Origin of the sequence: Salipiger sp. IMCC34102, assembly GCF_004145405.1 — a bacterium.
Classification (GTDB): Bacteria; Pseudomonadota; Alphaproteobacteria; order Rhodobacterales; family Rhodobacteraceae; genus Loktanella.
The window spans coordinates 14274-31103 of sequence record NZ_SELQ01000011.1; the positions used below are offsets into that span (position 1 = coordinate 14274).

General features: G+C 65.8%; 15 protein-coding genes. 5 read left to right on the forward strand and 10 right to left on the reverse strand.

Going from position 1 to position 16830, the window contains the following annotated elements; translation table 11 throughout:
• Window positions 1-74: 74 nt before the first annotated feature.
• The 5 genes from EU805_RS15925 to EU805_RS15945 are packed head-to-tail and all read left to right on the forward strand — an operon-like array spanning window position 75 to window position 7600.
• Window positions 75-974, forward strand: coding sequence for a dihydrodipicolinate synthase family protein (locus EU805_RS15925; RefSeq protein WP_129764975.1), 900 nt, complete (start codon window positions 75-77; stop codon window positions 972-974).
• Between the two features lie 41 nt (window positions 975-1015).
• Complete coding sequence (locus EU805_RS15930) at window positions 1016-1690, forward strand: GntR family transcriptional regulator (protein WP_129764976.1); 675 nt, start codon at window positions 1016-1018, stop codon at window positions 1688-1690.
• Window positions 1687-4389 (forward strand): alpha-L-rhamnosidase, encoded by a 2703-nt coding sequence (locus EU805_RS15935; RefSeq protein WP_129764977.1) that lies wholly within the window; start codon window positions 1687-1689, stop codon window positions 4387-4389. The genes EU805_RS15930 and EU805_RS15935 overlap by 4 nt, the downstream gene beginning before the upstream one ends.
• Window positions 4386-6011, forward strand: coding sequence for an FGGY-family carbohydrate kinase (locus EU805_RS15940; RefSeq protein WP_129764978.1), 1626 nt, complete (start codon window positions 4386-4388; stop codon window positions 6009-6011). Before EU805_RS15935 ends, EU805_RS15940 begins: the two co-directional genes overlap by 4 nt.
• A complete protein-coding gene (locus EU805_RS15945) occupies window positions 6008-7600 on the forward strand; it encodes a fucose isomerase (protein WP_129764979.1) in 1593 nt (530 codons plus the stop codon). Before EU805_RS15940 ends, EU805_RS15945 begins: the two co-directional genes overlap by 4 nt.
• Before the next feature lie 154 nt (window positions 7601-7754).
• On the opposite strand, the gene EU805_RS15950 is transcribed toward EU805_RS15945, so the two are convergent.
• The 10 genes from EU805_RS15950 to EU805_RS15995 all read right to left on the reverse strand — a co-directional run bounded on the left by EU805_RS15950 (window position 7755) and on the right by EU805_RS15995 (window position 16794).
• Window positions 7755-8093 (reverse strand): hypothetical protein, encoded by a 339-nt coding sequence (locus EU805_RS15950; protein ID WP_129764980.1) that lies wholly within the window; start codon window positions 8091-8093, stop codon window positions 7755-7757.
• The gene (locus tag EU805_RS17525) at window positions 8090-8476 is read right to left on the reverse strand and encodes a response regulator (protein WP_165351996.1); all 387 of its coding nucleotides are present in this window, start codon (window positions 8474-8476) and stop codon (window positions 8090-8092) included. Before EU805_RS17525 ends, EU805_RS15950 begins: the two co-directional genes overlap by 4 nt.
• Window positions 8454-9374: a protein-glutamate O-methyltransferase CheR gene (locus EU805_RS15960; protein WP_129764982.1), complete on the reverse strand. Its 921-nt coding sequence runs from the start codon at window positions 9372-9374 to the stop codon at window positions 8454-8456. The genes EU805_RS17525 and EU805_RS15960 overlap by 23 nt, the downstream gene beginning before the upstream one ends.
• Complete coding sequence (locus EU805_RS15965) at window positions 9371-9844, reverse strand: chemotaxis protein CheW (RefSeq protein WP_129764983.1); 474 nt, start codon at window positions 9842-9844, stop codon at window positions 9371-9373. The genes EU805_RS15960 and EU805_RS15965 overlap by 4 nt, the downstream gene beginning before the upstream one ends.
• Window positions 9841-11991 (reverse strand): chemotaxis protein CheA, encoded by a 2151-nt coding sequence (locus EU805_RS15970; protein WP_242494203.1) that lies wholly within the window; start codon window positions 11989-11991, stop codon window positions 9841-9843. Before EU805_RS15970 ends, EU805_RS15965 begins: the two co-directional genes overlap by 4 nt.
• 31 nt (window positions 11992-12022) lie before the next feature.
• The gene (locus EU805_RS15975; protein WP_129764985.1) at window positions 12023-12391 is read right to left on the reverse strand and encodes a response regulator; all 369 of its coding nucleotides are present in this window, start codon (window positions 12389-12391) and stop codon (window positions 12023-12025) included.
• Complete coding sequence (locus tag EU805_RS15980) at window positions 12388-12669, reverse strand: STAS domain-containing protein (RefSeq protein WP_129764986.1); 282 nt, start codon at window positions 12667-12669, stop codon at window positions 12388-12390. Before EU805_RS15980 ends, EU805_RS15975 begins: the two co-directional genes overlap by 4 nt.
• Before the next feature lie 249 nt (window positions 12670-12918).
• Window positions 12919-14637 (reverse strand): methyl-accepting chemotaxis protein, encoded by a 1719-nt coding sequence (locus EU805_RS15985; protein WP_242494204.1) that lies wholly within the window; start codon window positions 14635-14637, stop codon window positions 12919-12921.
• Window positions 14638-14857: 220 nt separating this feature from the next.
• Window positions 14858-15955 carry a chemotaxis response regulator protein-glutamate methylesterase gene (locus EU805_RS15990; RefSeq protein ID WP_129764988.1) on the reverse strand — a complete coding sequence of 366 codons (1098 nt, stop codon included), beginning with the start codon at window positions 15953-15955 and terminating at the stop codon, window positions 14858-14860.
• The gene (locus EU805_RS15995) at window positions 15955-16794 is read right to left on the reverse strand and encodes a protein-glutamate O-methyltransferase CheR (RefSeq protein ID WP_129764989.1); all 840 of its coding nucleotides are present in this window, start codon (window positions 16792-16794) and stop codon (window positions 15955-15957) included. The genes EU805_RS15990 and EU805_RS15995 overlap by 1 nt, the downstream gene beginning before the upstream one ends.
• Window positions 16795-16830 lie beyond the last annotated feature (36 nt).

Below are 16830 nucleotides of genomic sequence, written 5' to 3' on the forward strand. Positions count from 1 at the left end.
GCAAACACTTATTGTATCAGTTATGGGATCAAGACATCGTCAAGATGTCGGTCCAGCGCAAACGGGAAGTCCAAATGGCCATCAGCGAAGATCTCAAGGGTGTCATCGGCGCCGCCGTCACCCCGGTGACTACCAGCTTCGACATCGACACGGGCCGCTTGCGTGCCCATTGCGAGACGATGCTGGACCAGGGCTGCCACATGGTCTCGACCTTCGGGACGACGGGCGAAGGGGCCTCCTTCTCGGTCGAGCAGAAGCTTTCGGCCATGGCGGAAATGAAGGCCGCGGGTCTCGACATGTCCCGCCAGGTGCCTGGCGTGATCGCGGCCTCTCTGGATGACGCGGCACGGCTCGTGCGTGGGTATGCCGACCTGGGCTGCCGCGCGGCCCTGATCCTGCCGCCCTTCTATTATGCCTACGACGCGCCGGGCGGATTGGGTGATTTCTTCGCCGCCGTGATCACGCGGGCCGGAGGGCCGGACATCGACGTGCTGCTCTACAACTTTCCCGCATTCAGCGGCCTTCTGTTCACGCCGGAGCGTGTGCAGGAAGTCCTCGACCGGCTGGGCGATCGCGTGGTCGGCCTGAAGGATTCGACCGGCGACCTCGACGCGGGCCGCGCGCTGGTCCAGGCCTTCCCGGATCTCGCGATCTATACCGGTGACGACCGCATCCTCAGCCGGATGGTGCAGGCGGGTGGCGCCGGCATGATCGGCGGCCTTCCGAATGTCTTCCCCGCCGATTGCGCCCGGCTGGCAGGCGCATCGCAGGACGATCCGCTTCAGCAGATCGCCTCGGCCCGGATCACGGCGGTCGATGCCCACGGCGGACTTTCGGTTCTGAAGGGCCTGCTGGCGCGGCTTTACGACGACCCAGCCTTCGCCCGCATGGTTCCGCCCCTGCGCCCGGTGCCGGCCGGGACGATCGACGCCATTGCGGCAGAGCTTTACAGTCCCGAGAAAGAAAGCGCCTGAACCGATCGTCGGGCCGGGCTGGCCGGGTAAGGGAGAGCGCCATGCAGAACCGTTCAAGTCGAGCCTCCACACCGCACCACAGCGTGCGCCAGACGGCGTACGAACTGTTCCAGGATGCGCTGCTGGACGGGCGGCTGCGGCCCGGGCAACTGGTCAGCCAGCGTGACCTGGTCGACCTGCTGCACCTGTCCATCGGTGCCTTGCGCGAACTCTTGCCCCGGCTTCAGGCCGAGGGCCTGATCGTCGTGCTGCCCCAGCGCGGCATCCAGATCCTGTCGATCGACTTGCCGATGATCCGCGCCGCCTTCCAGATGCGCGCGGCGCTGGAACGCGAAGCGGTGTTGCACGCGGTCCGCAAGATGCCCGACGAGACGCTGCGGCAACAGCGCAGCCGTCACGAGGCGATCCTGGAGGAATTGAAGACCGATGCAACGGACGAGGTTCTCGACCGCGGACAGGAGATCGACACCGGCTTTCATCAGCTTTTGATCCAGTCCATGGGCAACGACCTGATCAAGCAGGCCTACGACATCAACTTCATCCGGATCCGCCTGATCAATCTCGATCGGATCCGGCTGTCCTCGCAGATCCTGCCGGATGCCTTTGCCGAGCACTTCGTCGTCATCGACGCGATCCTGTCGCGCGACCCGGCCCGGGCCGCCGTCGCCATGGACGACCATATCACACACGCACGCGATCGGGCGCTCGAACTTTGAACGATGCGTCACGCGACACCTCGACCGACCTGCGCCCCGTGCGCCTGCGGTGCGAACATCTCGCCGCGCCGCGCGGGCTGAATACCGATCGGCCCCGGATGGGCTGGGCGCTGGACGGCGCCGGGGGACGCATGATCGCCTGGCGCATCGTGGCAGGGCGCGACCGGGCCGCGGTCCGCACCGGCAGGGGTGATCTTTGGGACAGCGGCAAATGCCCTGCCCGCGACGATCGCCTGGTGGATTGGGGCGGTGCCCCCCTCCCCTCCGACCTGCGGCTGTGGTGGAGCGTGCAGGTCTGGGACGAGGCCGGCCGCGTCTCGGACCTTGCGGAACCGGCAGAGATCTTCACCGGGCTTACCCCGGACGACTGGCGAGCCGAGTGGATCGCCCGCTACTTCGTCCTGCCCGCGGGGCGCGAGGTGCCGCAGGACAACACCTACGACAACCGGTTCCAGGCCCGTCCCGCGGATTACCTGCGGTGCGAGGCCGACCTGCCAGCGGCCCCCGTCCGCGCCACGGCCTACGTCTCGGCGCTTGGCCTTTACGAGCTTCACGTCAACGGGACCCGCATCGGCGAGGACGTTATGGCCCCAGGCTGGACGGACTACCACACCCGGGTCGAATACCAGGTCCACGACGTGACGACAGCCCTTCACGCCGGGCCGAACTGCATCGGCGCAATCCTGGGCGAGGGCTGGTATTCGGGACGTATCGGCCACAATCAGCGCCGCGCGGGCAACCACTACGGCGGACGCCCGGCCTTCCTTTGCCAGATCCACCTGGACTTCGCCGACGGCACCACTCGGATCCTGCGCACCGATCAGACCTGGCAGACCCGCCAGGGACCGATCTGCTATTCCGACTTCCTCGTTGGAGAGCACTACGACGCACGGCTGGAACTGGGCGACTGGTCCCGCCCCGGTCACGGCACGCGCGGATGGCAACCGGTGGAATGCATCGTTCCCGAACCGGGCCTGCCCGGACTGGACGCCGCCAGGATCCAGCCTACGCGAGAGGTCGCGCGTTTCGCCCCGAAACGGATCACGGCGGCGCCCGACGGGACGCGGATCATCGACTTCGGTCAGAACCTGGCAGGCTACTGCGAGATGACCGTCGAGGCCCCCGCAGGCACCGTCTTCCGGCTGCGTCACGGCGAACGCCTGACCGAGGATGGGGCGCTCTACACCGAAAACCTGCGGTTCGCCGTTTCGGAGGATATCTACGTCGCGAAAGGCGGCGGACCCGAGACGTTCAAGCCGCGCTTCACTTTCCACGGGTTCCAGTACGTCAGCCTTACGGTCGAGGGCGACGCGGCCGATCCGCAGCTCACCGCCATCGCGATCCAGACGGATCTGCCCATGGCGAGCGGCCTGCAGACCGGCCACCCGATGGTGAACCAGCTTCTGAGCAATATCGAATGGGGTCAGCGCGGCAATTTCCTGGCGGTGCCGACCGATTGCCCGCAACGGGACGAACGCTACGGCTGGACCGCCGACGCCCAGGTCTTCTGGCGAACGGCGGGCTTCTTCGGCGACGTCTCGGCGATGTTGACGAAATGGATGGAAGACCTGATCGACGGTCAGTCCCCGGACGGTGCATTTCCCGATGTCGCCCCCACGAAGCCGCTAAATCCCTACCGTCTGACACCCCAGCCCGGCGCGCCCGCCTGGGGCGATGGCCCGATCATCATGGCCTGGCACCACTGGCTGCGTTACGGGGACCGGGACCTGCTGGAGCGGTGTTGGGCCCCCTTCACCGCGTGGATGGATTACATCGCGCGTCATAACCCCGGTCGTATCCGCCGCCACGCCGTGAACAACAACTACGGCGACTGGCTCAGCGTCGGGCCCGAGACGGATCGCGCCTTGCTCGCCACCGCCTATTGGGCGAATCTCGCGGACCTCATGGCGCGGATCGCGGGGGTAACGAACAGGGACCCTGCGCCGTGGCAGACCTTGGCGGCAGAACTACGGCAGGCATTCCGGGCCGCGTTCTGGGACAAGGGCCGCCTCGCCGGCGACACGCAGACCGCGTATCTTCTGGCGCTCGATTTCGATCTGCTGGACCCGGGCGATCGCGCGGCGGCGGCGGCCCGGCTTGTTGCGCTGATCGACGACGCGGGCGGGCATTTGCAGACGGGCTTCATCGGCGTGCGCCATCTTTGCCCGGTGCTGGCCGACAACGGCTATCCCGAGAAGGCGGTCAGCCTTCTTCTGAAGGACAGCTACCCAAGCTGGGGCTTTTCGATCCGCCACGGTGCGACGACGATCTGGGAACGCTGGGACGGCTGGACCCCCGAGCGCGGGTTCCAATCGACGGCGATGAACTCGTTCAATCATTACTCCTACGGTGCGGTGGGCGAATTCATCTGGTCCCGGCTCGCGGGGATCGACTGGGACCCGGACGCGCCCGGCTTTGCCCGCGTCGTCATGCGCCCGATCTTCGATCCGCGCATCGCGGAGGTCACCGCCACCCACGCCGCCCACAGCGGCGACATCTTCAGCGCGTGGAAAATCGACGGGGAGGAGGTGCGCTGGACCGTCGCCCTGCCGCCGGGCGTGACCGCGCGGGTGACCCTGCCCACCGGGATGGCACTGAATGCGAAGGCCCCTGCCGAAACTTTCGACCTGACGCCCGGACGCCACGAGATGACGATCCGCACGGACTGCGGGATCACAGCAATCAAGGACAAGACATGACCTATTACCTAGGCGTCGATGTCGGCACCGGCAGCGCACGCGCCGGAGTCTTCGACGCGACGGGACAGCTTCTGGGCACCCATGCCGAGGCCATCGCGACCTACCGGCCCGCGCCGGGCTACGCCCAGCAAGCCACCGCCGAGATCTGGGCGGCGGTCGGAACGGCCTGCCGCGCCGCCATCGCCGCGGCCGGCATCTACAAGGACGGTATTCGCGGAATCGGCTTCGACGCCACCTGCTCCCTGGTGGTCTCGGACGACGAGGGCGGACCGGTACCGGTCGGCCGCGACGGCGTACCGGACCAGGACGTGATGCTCTGGATGGATCACCGGGCCATCTCGGACGCTGAAGAGATCAACGCCATCGGCGGCGCGCCGCTGAAGTATGTCGGCGGCACGATCTCGCCAGAGATGGAACTGCCGAAACTGCGCTGGATGAAGCGGGAACTCCCCGAAGCCTGGGCACGGACCGCCCGGTTCTGGGACCTGCCCGACTGGCTGGTGCACCGTGCGACCAATGGCGAGACGCGCTCGCTTTGCTCGACGGTCTGCAAGTGGACCTACCTCGGCCACAAGGGACAGACCGGCGAAGGCTGGGACGATGAATTCCTGGCGAAGATCGGCCTTGGCGACCTTGCCACCGCGAACCACGACGCCCTCGGGGCCGAACTGGTCGCACCGGGCACCCCCTGCGGTGGCGTGACGGAGCAGGCGGCGGCGGAACTTGGCGTCGCGCCCGGCACACCGGTCGCCGCCAGCCTGATCGACGCCTACGCGGGTGCCCTGGGAACCCTCGCGGTCGACCGGGGCGCGGACCCGCTGTCCACGCGGCTTGCCCTGATCGCGGGCACGTCCTCGTGCCATATCGCCGTGTCGCCCGATCCGGTTTTCGTGCCCGGGGTCTGGGGCCCCTACTTCGGTGTCCTGCTGCCCGACCTCTGGGCGCTGGAAGGCGGTCAATCCGCCGCCGGGGCGCTGATCGACGCGGTCATCGCCCGGCACGGTGCCTCGGCCGCGTTGATGGAACAAGCCGAGGCCGAGGACTGCCGGATCACCGACCTTCTCGACCGGACCCTCGCCGGAATGGCCGAGGAGACGGCGACGCTGAGCGCGGACCGCCACGTCCAGCCGGATTTCCACGGCAACCGCTCTCCCCTGGCCCAGCCGTGGCGCAAGGGCGGGATCAGCGGGCTGACGTTGGACGCGGGCGTCGAGGATCTCGCGCTCGATTATCTCGCGACGGTACAGGCGTTGGCCTACGGCACCCGCCATATCATCACTGAAATGAGCGCCGCGGGGGCGGATGTGGACACGCTTGTCGTCAGTGGCGGTCTTGCGCGCAATGCGCTCTTCCTGCGCGAGAATGCCGATGCCACCGGCTGCCGCGTCGTCGTGCCCGATCAGAAGGAACCGGTCCTTCTGGGCTGCGCCATGCTGGGTGCCGTGACCGCGGGCGATCAGCCCGACGTCGAGACGGCCATGTCCTCGATGTGCGGCACCGGCACCGTGGTGGCCCCGCGCGGCGGCGCCATCGCCGCTTATCACGACCGCAAGTACGAGGTGTTCCGCAGCATGCAGGAAGACTTCGCCAAATACACCAAGATCATGGGAATGACGAAATGACCGACATCGTCCTCGTCGCCAGCGGCGACCTGCGCGAAAGCGCTAACGTGCAGTGCTGGCCGGCCCAGGCGGCCATGGAGGCGCGGCTGACCGACGTCCTGGCCGGTATGGGCCATACGCTGACACGCGCGCACCCCGTAAAAGAGGACAAGGGCCACGGTTTCATCGCCAGCCAGCGTGAAGGGATGGATATCTTCGCCGGGATCGACCGCGACGCCAAGCTGATCGTGGCCGAGGCCGTCTGGCAATATTCCCATCACGTCCTGCCCGGTCTCAGCACCCACCGCGGGCCGATCCTCACGGTCGCAAACTGGTCCGGCGAATGGCCCGGCCTCGTGGGCCTTCTGAACCTCAACGGCTCGCTCACCAAGGCGGGGATTCCCTATGCCTCTCTCTGGTCTGAAGACTTCGACGACGATTTCTTCCGCGCGGGCCTGTCCGAGTGGCTTGAGACGGGAACGGTCACGCAGGACACCACCCACGTGCATTCCTCCGGCGGCGACGCCGGCGAGGATGCAGAGCTGGTCGCCTCGATCGCCGACGACCTGCGCCGGAGGAAGGCGATCCTCGGCGTCTTCGACGAAGGCTGCATGGGAATGTACAATGCCATCGTCCCCGACGATATGTTGATGGCACTGGGGCTCTTCAAGGAACGGCTGTCCCAGTCGGCGCTCTACCACGCGACCAACCAGGTGCCGAAAGAAGAGGCGCGCGCGGTCTACGACTGGATGGTCACGAAAGACATGACCTTCCATCTCGGCACCGACCCCGCCACCGAACTGACCGAGGATCAGGTCATCGGCCAGTGCGCCATGTATATCGCCGCGGTCCGCATGGCCGACGACTTCGGCTGCGAGGCGATCGGCATCCAGTACCAACAGGGCCTGAAGGACCTTCTGCCCGCCTCTGACCTGGTCGAGGGCATGCTGAACAACGACGACCGCCCCGACGTGACCCGCGCCGACGGCAGCGTGATCCGGCAAGGTCAGGCGATCGTGCATTTCAACGAGGTGGACGAATGCGCCGCCATCGACGGCGTGCTGACGAACCGCCTGCACCGTGCCTTGGGCCAACCGGTCGAGACGACGCTCCACGACCTGCGCTGGGGGGGACCGGACGAATCCGGGACCCACGAGGGCTTCGTCTGGGTGTTCGAGATCTCGGGCGCGGCCCCGCCGGCCCATCACGCCGGCGGCTGGGCCGGGTCGGAGAGTTTTCGTCAACCGGCGATGTTCTTCCCCTCGGGCGGTGGATCCCTGAAAGGTTATGCCAAGCCCGGAGAGATTATCTGGTCGCGCATCTTCATAGAGGACGACCGCCTGAAAATGGACATCGGGCGGGGACAATCCGTCGAACTGCCCGAAGAAGAGCAGCTTCGCCGCTCGAACGGGACGACGCCCGAGTGGCCGATCATGAATGCCATCCTGACCGGCGTCAGCCGCGATCAGATGATGGCCCGGCACAAGGCCAACCATATCCAGGTGGCTTACGCCGACACCGCTGAAGCGGCCGACCGTGCCATGCGTGCCAAGGCCGCCCTCGCCGCCGACCTGGGAATAGAGGTCAGCTACTGCGGCGTGACCGGTTGAACGACGACGGGGCGCTTCACCGGAAGCGCCCCCTCCCCGACGGCATTGTCCGATTGCTCTCCGCCGCGTCCTTTCACGCCCCGATGGTAGCCCGACACTCAACCGGGCAAGGACGTGACCTGAAATCGACCGGCCGTCCGGACCGATCCAGCTTTCAGAACAGGATATCCCCGTGGTCCGCTTGCCCTGTCTCGGGAGCGGCCCCCGACAGGGCGTCGCGAAGACGTCGAAGCTTCAGCATCGCGATACCTGTCGTGGCATCGACACTGGTGTCCGGGACGCTTCGGGACAAAGCCTGGGTAAAACTCGCCAGGTCTCGCAGCGACTGCACCAGCAGATCGAGGTCCTGCAGGTCAGTCGGCACCGCCCGCCCACTCTGCCCGACGAGGTCGCCCACCAGCACCTCCACCCGGCCCCCGATCGCCTCGAGCGTGCCGAGTTCCGCCGAAAGGCGGCCCATGAGCCGGTCGAGCGGGATCGCCCCGCCGGTCAAAACGGCCCCGTCACGGTCTGCAGGCAGGACTTCAACTGGGCGGTGTTGAACGGCTTCGGCATGAAGTTGTTCAACTCCCACTTGCGCGCTTCCTCCAGGAGCGGCTTGGTCAATGATCCGCTGATCAGGATGAATCCCACGCGCGAGGTCGATTTCTGCATGCGCAGCTTCTTCAGCAGGTCCAGTCCGCTCATCCCCGGCATGTTCTGGTCACACAGGATGATGTGCACCCCCTGCCGGGTCGCGATATCGAAAGCTTGTTCGCCACTGCTGCAGAAGTCGACGTTCTTGAAGCCGATTTCGTCCAGCGACATGCAGACCAGCCCACGGCTGACACTGGTATCGTCGACGACGAGAAGTTTAAGAGAGGTCTTGATGGACATGCTGGCATTCCTTGAAAGACGGATGGGGTGGGATGGGGCTGACCCGCGGGCGGCGGAACGAGGTGGGCGCGAAAAGCTCCAGCCGATCCGACGAGGGCGGGCCGATATGTTCGGAGTGACCGATGAAGAGCAGACCTTCCTCGTCCAGCATGCGCGCCAGCCCGGCCCACAAGTTCTGTTGCGTCTCCGCGCCGAGGTAGATCGCGACATTGCGGCAGAAGATCACGTCGAACGGCCCCGAGATCGGCCAATCGCCTATGAGGTTCAGATAGCGGAAGGTGACGAGGTCGCGCAAAGCGCGGCGGACGACAAGACTTCCCCCCTGCCGCGCCGGCTCGAACAGCGCGGCCCGCGCCGCGGGGGACAGATCGCGTCCGGCGTCGATGTCGTAAAGCGCCTCTTCGGCACGCGACAGCATGTGCGAATTGATGTCCGTGGCGAGGATCCGTAGGTCGTACTCCGCCGCGTCGGGAAAGGTCCCCAGAACGGTCGCCGCGATGCTGTAGGCCTCTTCACCGCTGGAACAGCCGGCCGACCAGATCCGCACACGACCGCCCGCTTTCGCCTTGCGGGTCAACCGCGGCATGGCCTGCCGCGCAAGGCATTCGAAATGATCCGGCTCGCGGAAGAAGCGCGTGGTGTTCGTGGTCAGCGCATTGATCATCTGATCGCGCTCGGCGGCCCCCGCGGGGGTCGTGACCAATTCGAGGTAGGTGTCGAAGTCGCGATGGCCGAGGCGGCGAAGATGCCGTGCCAGGCGCGAGATCACGAGCCCCATCGACCCTTCGGCAAGAACGATGCCGGCCCGCTCTTTCAGGATCGCCGTGATCCGGGCGTACTGGGCCGCGGACAGATCGAGATCGAGCGCGGCGGAGGATGGGTTAGGCAGATCGGTCATGCCACCGTCGACACGGCCGTCATCGTGGCCGCCAGCGCATCGGTGCAGAGCACGCGGAGGGTGTGGTCATTGGAGGAAATGATCCCGCCGATGAAGTCGCAGGCCTCGGCGCAACTGATCGTCGGCATCGGCTGGATGTCCTCCGGGGCGACCTCGACGATGTCGACCACGGCCGTGACCAGGAAACCGACAGCCTGTTCGGAGATCATCGCGATGATGATGACATTGCGGTCCCGTCGTTCGCAGGGTCCGAGTCCCAGCCGGGCCGACAGATCGACGATCGGCACGATGGCCCCGCGCAGATTCATCACGCCCAGCACATCGGCAGGGGCGTGGGGCAGCGTGGTCACGCTGGTCCAGCTTCGGATCTCGCGGACCAGCATGATGTCCATGCAGAATTCCTGTTCACCGACGTAGAAGGTCAGGAACTCCCCCATCCGATGCGCGGGCGCAGGAACCTCGGCCGTCATGCTGGGACCTCTTTCGTGGCCGGGGTGCCCGGCTGAAGGGCCGGGGTGCCGGTGTTGGTGATCTCGTCGATATCGACGATCAAGGCGATGCGTCCGTCGCCGAGGATCGTCGCGGCGGCGATCCAGGGAACATGACCGTAATTGCTTTCGAGACTTTTGATGACGACCTGCCGCTGCTCGTAGATGCGATCCACGGCCAACGCGCGCTGCGCGCCCTGGTCGTCCTCCACCAGAAGCAGCACGCCTTCGCGGTCCAACGCGGGCGCGTCGGCATAGCCGAAGACCTGGCCCAGATCGATGATCGGCACGGTCGTGTTGCGTAGATAGATCGTCTGCGTCCCGCGATCGATCCGGCGTATTTGCGAGGACCTGGGGCGAATCGTTTCGGTGATCGCCGAGATCGGCACCACCAGCGTTTCCCCGGCCACGTCCACGATCATCCCGTCGAGGACGGCCAGCGTCAGCGGCAGGCTGATGGAGATCGTGCTTCCCTCCCCCGGGGTGGAGAGGATCGACACCCGCCCGCCCAACTTCTTGATCTCGCTGTTGACGACGTCCATCCCGACGCCGCGCCCGGACAGGTTCGTCACCGCGCTGGCGGTCGAGAACCCCGGAGTGAACAAGAGCCGGTCGATTTCGGAGGGGCTGAGTGTGGCGTTCTCGGCCACCAGCCCCTTGGAGACGGCGGAGGCCAGAACTTTCTCGCGATTGATACCGCCGCCATTGTCCGCGACTTCGATGACCACGCGGCCCGAACGATGCGCGGCCGAAAGCGTGACCGTCCCTTGCGTATCCTTGCCCGCGGCCGCACGGGTCTCGGCGGTTTCCAGGCCGTGGTCGATGGCGTTGCGCAGGATATGGGTCAGCGGATCGACCAACCGCTCGATCACCGTCCGGTCGACCTCCGTGTCGTCCCCTTCGGTCACGAACCGCACCTCTTTGCCGGCGATCTGTGCCGTCTCGCGCACGATCCGACCCATGCGCTGGAACAGGGGTTTCACCGACTGCGCGCGGATCGCCATGACGCTTTCCTGGATATGCCGCGTCAGGTTTTGAAATTCCTCCAGCGACACGGCCAGCCGCGTGCCCGGCTGCAGACCCGCCTCCTTGATCGATTGGGTCACGACGGACTGGGTGATGACCAACTCGCCCACCGTGTTGATGAGATCATCGACGACGTCCAGATCGACCCGAACCGTGGCCTTCGGACCCGCCTTGGCGGTGGACTTCTTTTCCTCTCGGGCGGGCTCGGGCACGGTAGGCTCGGCTTCGGCGAGCTGCGGTTCCGGCTCGGCGGATGTGGACGATGAAGAATCCGCGCTCTCCGCCGCGTTTTCCGGCCCCGCCGGCGGTGCAAATCCCTCGCCGTCCTCCGCAGGTGCTTCGAAGGCCGACAGGTCGAAGGCCGGAGCGGGCGGATCGAGCGGGACGATCGTCAGATCGGCATGAGGTTCTGCGAATTCGAAGATCTCGCGGATCGCGCTCTCGTCACTGTCCGTCGTCAGCGAGAGCGACCAGGCCAAATGCGGCACCTCCGGATCCGTCTCGTCCGTCAGCGCGTCGTCAGGGACGACCTCCACCGTCAAGCGCCCCAGGGTTTCCAACTCGCGAAAGAGATGCAGCGGCTCGTGGCCGTTCGCATATAACGCAGCCGTAGGCGCGAACCGGATCGAGAAGCCCGCGCTTTGGTCGTCCGCCTCGTCCCCTGCGGAAACGAAACCGAAATCCAGGGATACCGGCACGAAGGACTGCGAGAAATCGACCTCCCCATCGTCCTCCGCCGTCGACAAAGCGGCGATTGCGGCGATGCGCTCCTCGAGTGCTGCGTCCTCCGGTTCGTCCCCTTCGGCGCTTTGCGCGACGAGGCCGGCCAAGTAATCCGAGGCGCCGTAGAATTCCTGCAAGAGATCGGGCGTCAGCTCCTGCTGTTGACCGCGGACCTCGTCGAGGATCGTCTCGAAGATGTGGGCGAACCGCGTGATCGCGTCGAGCGAGAAAGACGCGGCGCCGCCCTTTATCGAATGCACCGCACGGAAGATCGTGTTGACCGTCTCGCCGTCCTGCGTGCCGTCGGACACCGCATCCTGCAGCGTGTCCAACCCGTCGGTCAACTGTTCAAGTTGTTCCTCGCATTCAACGAAGAACATCTGGCGAATTTCGTTCAAGCTCGACATAGGCTCAGACCCTCGCGACACGGCGGATGGCAGAAATCAGGCGGGCATCGTCGAAGGGTTTGACGATCCAACCGGTGGCGCCGCTGCGCCGCGCGCGGTCCTTCATCTCCACCCCGCTTTCGGTGCTGAGCACAAGGATCGGAACGCTCCGCCCTTCGTCCGATTTACGGACAGCTTCGATCACGCCGAACCCGTCAAGGCGCGGCATGTTGATATCGGTGATGATGACATCGGGCGCCACAGCTTCCAGACGCTCCATCCCGTCGATACCGTCCTCTGCGGTCGTCACGTCGAACCCCGCCTCTTCCAGCGAGGCGCGCAAAAGGCCCCGCATCGTGCGGGAATCATCGATGGCAAGAATGCGTAACGTCACGTCGCCGCCTCCTCTTCCGGTAGAAGGTCCTGGAGGCCAAGAAGGCGCAGATCGTCGGCGCACTCGGACGAAGCGGTGATCTCGACCCGCGTGTTCGCGGCCTCCGCCGTCCGGACGAACCGCAAAAGCTGTTCGGCGGCAAGCGCCCCCATGATGCGAACACCGCTGGCGTCGATCCGGATCGGCGTATCACCCAGGCTGGCATCGGCCAGCAGGCGGGACAGTTCGCCGACCGCCGAAGAGGGCATCTTGTCGGGAAGCACGATTGCGTCGTTCACAAGTATCAAACCTCGAAGAATAGGGGTGGTCGTCCGGTACGGCTGGGCGGGAAAGCGGGCGGGATCTTAGTAGCTCCGCCGTGGCGCCCTTGCGGTTGGGCAGACCCGGGAACCTTTCGCCTGATGGCATTCGGATGCGCCTGCCCCGAGAGACGGATCCAGCGGATCCCGCATCGGTCGAAAATGTGTCGTGTGATCGGTCACGAGTCTTGTCTCCGTTGGGGTTGTCCGGTCAGCGTGTCGGGTCGGTCAGAAGTCCGCCCACCCACCTGCCGCGGCTGTCGGTCCCTCCGCCTGCGGCGCGCTGGAAGTTGTGTCCCCTCCTTGGTTCGCCGATGGGTTCGACGGTTTGTCACCCTTCGGCGTGAAGGCATGGACATTCCCGCCCCGGAAGCCGCTCACCAGTTTCCGCAGCCGCGTGCCGCGCTGCGCGAGTTGCATCGCCGCCGCGGCACTTTCCTCGGCGATCGCGGCGTTCCGTTGCGTGGTGATGTCGATCTCCGAGATCGCCTGTCGCACCGAGGAAATTCCCTGCGCCTGTTCGGACGTGGCGTTGGATACGTCGCGCATGTTGTCGGCGAAGGCGGAAACCGAGGTGACGATCTCGGACAGCGCCTCTCCGCTGCGGGTGACCAGGTCCGAGCCATGGGTCACCGCCTTGTGGCTCTTCTGCACGAGTTCGTTGATGTCATGCGCCGCATCGGTCGCCCGTTGCGCCAGCGCCCGCACTTCCGAAGCGACCACCCCGAAGCCGCGCCCCGCCTCCCCCGCCCGCGCGGCCTCCACGCCGGCGTTCAGCGCAAGCAGGTTCGTCTGGAACGCGATGGCATCGATCATCTCGTTGACCTTGCTGATGTTCCTGGCGCTTTCCTCGATCTCCTTCATGGAGGTGATCGCTTCGCTGACGATATCGTGGCCGGTTTCGGCGACGCAGACCGCCTTGGCGGCGCGGTCGGTGGCGGTCTGGGTATTCTCCGCGTTCGACTGGATCGTGCCTTCCATCTCGGTCATCGCGGCAGAGGTCTCTTCGACCCGTGCGGCTTGCTGCTCGTTCCGGGCAGAGAGGTTCTGCACGCTGCCGGCGATGACGTCGGTCTCTTCGGCGATCCGATCGGTCGAGTCGCGGATATCGCTCACGAGGCGGCCCAGCGCCACGATGGCCGCGTCGACCGCGTCGCGCAGCCCGGCGAAGCGCCCCCCCACCGTTTCGGGAATACGGATACCGAGGTCGCCACCGGCGAGCGCCTTCAGTCCATCCGAGAGATATTCGATCGCTGCGATCTCCTGCGAGATATCGCGGGCCAGGCCGACCACCTTGTAGGGAACGCCATCGGCATCGAGCACCGGCGCATACTTCAGTTCGATGCGAACCTCGCCCTTGGCGCCGCGGCAAGCGATCTCTTCCAACAAGCTTTCCCCGGCAGAAAGCCTGTCCCAAAGATCTTTCGCTTCCGTTTCGCCCATGCGCTCGCCGTGCGGCCGCCCTTCGAGTTCGGACAGGGCGCACCCCGTCATCGTCAGGAAGTTACCGTTGGCAGTCAGGATCCGGCCGGTAAGGTCGAACTCCACGAAGGCTTCCGCCGCAGACAAGGCGTCGAGTTGCAACGCCGCTTCGGCAGAGCGCAGGCGCGCCGCGCCGACTTCGGAACTGAAAGCGACGACCCGGGTCACGACGTCGCCCGCACCGGTCACCGGGATGTAGTCGGTCTCCACCCAGATGCGGCTGCCGTCCTTGGCCAGGCGGCCGAACAGGCCGCGCTGCGGATCGCCCTTCGACAGCGCATGCCAGAATGCGGTGTAGCCGGGATCCTGCGCTTCCTCGGAGGAGACGAGGAGGCTGTGCTTGTATCCGGTCAAATCGCTCGCATCATAGCCGAACAAGGACAGGAACCGCGCGTTCGCCTCCAGGATCGTGCCGTCGATGTCGAACCAGATCACCGCATGGCTCGCGTCGACCGCCCGACCCATCTGCGACACCAGGCTCGGGCTTTCGGAAACCGCAGTGCTTGGCCTTTTCGCGCGCAACCAGTTCATCGTTCAACCTCCATGGCTCTGGGTGGTCGTACCGATGGAGCGTTAAACCGCGCTTAAAACCACCGTACGAAACTGCAACGAAGAGAGTTTTTCAAAAGGGCCGGAGGCGTTCTGATGACCGATCGGGTCGCGGGACCCGCGCAGAGGCGCAGTTTCAGCTTCTGGCCTGCACCGACTTTGAGGAATTGCCCAGCTTCATGACGAGCGCCGGAATTTCGGCAAGACCCGCCTGCACTTCCACCGCGCCGCACCTCATCGCCTCGGCCGGCATGCCGTAGACCACAGAGCTTGCTTCGTCCTGCCCCACGGTCCGCGCCCCCTGGTCACGCATCTCCTTGAGGCCACGTGCCCCATCATCGCCCATACCAGTCATGATCACGCCCAGCGCATTGGCCCCTGCCACCCGGCTGACCGAACGAAAGAGCACGTCGACGGAGGGCCTGTGCCGATTCACGAGCGCGCCGTCCTTGATCTCGACCCGGTAGTTCGCCCCGCTGCGGGTCAGCAGCATGTGCCGTCCGCCCGGTGCGATCAGGGCCTGCCCCGGCAGCACGCTGTCGCCGTCCCGCGCTTCCTTCACCGTGATCTGGCACAGCTCGTCCAGGCGTCGGGCGAAGTTCGCGGTAAAGGCTTCCGGCATGTGCTGGACCACCACCACCGGGGGGGCCGTGCGCGGCAGCGCTTCCAGCACGACCCGCAGCGCCTCGGTTCCACCGGTGGAGGCGCCGATCGCCACCACCTTGTGCGTGGTCTGCACCATCGCGCTGCGGGTGGCCGGGGCAAGGATCGCGTCCGCGCTCAGCTTAGCGGCGGGGGGTATCTCGCGCCGACGGCCGAGGCGAGCGTGGGACGCCGCGAGGACCGCGTCCTGTATGCGGATCGAGGACTCCTGCAGGAACTGGCGGGTGGACAGGTTCGGCTTCTGGATGATCTCCACCGCGCCGGCTTCGAGCGCGGCCAGGAAGGTGCTGCTGCCCTTCCCCACGAGGGTCGAGCAGATCACCACCGGGATCGGCTTTTGCGCCATCAGGCGGCGCAGGAAGGTGATACCGTCCATGCGCGGCATCTCGACATCGAGGACGATGACATCCGGCAAGCCCCGTCGCAGCCGTTCCGCGGCCTGGAACGGATCGTTGGCGGTCGCCATCACCTCCAGCCGAGGATGCGCCCCGATGATGTCGGACAGGGTCTGGCGGACGACGGCACTGTCGTCGACGATCAACACCCGCTTCCTGGAGGACGGTTCGCTCATCAGGTCACCTTGCGGTAGATCGAGGGACGTACGAGGTCGAGTCCGTCGCGGCGCGCGTGGGAGGCTTCGGTATGCCCCGTCATCAGGATGCCGCCGGGCTTGAGGCGTCGGAAGACGTTGTCGATGACGCGCGTCCGGATCTCTTCGTCGAAGTAAATCAGAATGTTGCGCAGGAACACGATATCCGCGGAGATCCCGTCGAGACCGTCGCCACTGGCAAGGTTCGCCGGCCGCCAGGTCGTCTGTTCGCGCAGTTCGGGAACGATCCGGTAGACGTCGTCGGCGGATTTCGACGACAGCAGAAAGCGCCGCCGCAACTCGAGCGAAATTCCTTCCACTTCCGGCTTCGAATAGACCGCCGTCTTGGCCCTCTGGACCACGGGTCGCGAGATGTCGGTCCCGATCAGGCGCGGCGCGATCCCCCGATGACCGCGGTCGCGGGCCTGCTGCATCACCATCAAGGCGGAATACCCCTCCTGGCCCGTCGAGCAGGCCGCACTCCAGATCACGACCTCGCGCTGCGGCTGGTCTTCGACCAACGCGGGAATTCCTTCTTCCAGAAGCCAGTCGTACTGGGCCTTCTCGCGAAAGAAGCTTGTCGTATGGGTGGTCAGGGCCTCTCCGAAGGCCGTCCGTTCAGCGGCGTTCGACTGCAACAGCCGGCAATACTCGGCGTAGTCCTTCGCGCCCGTGGCCACGAGCCTGCGTCCCAACCGGCCACTCAGAAAATCCGTCTTGTGCGTGTCGATGGTGATGCCGACCACGGTGCGCGCCATTGCCACGAGCTGTCTGACCTCTTCTGGCCGAAGCGGCGACGGGTTGATGGGACGGTGCAGCATGAAGGATACTCCCGCGGAGTTTCAGGGTTCGCTCCG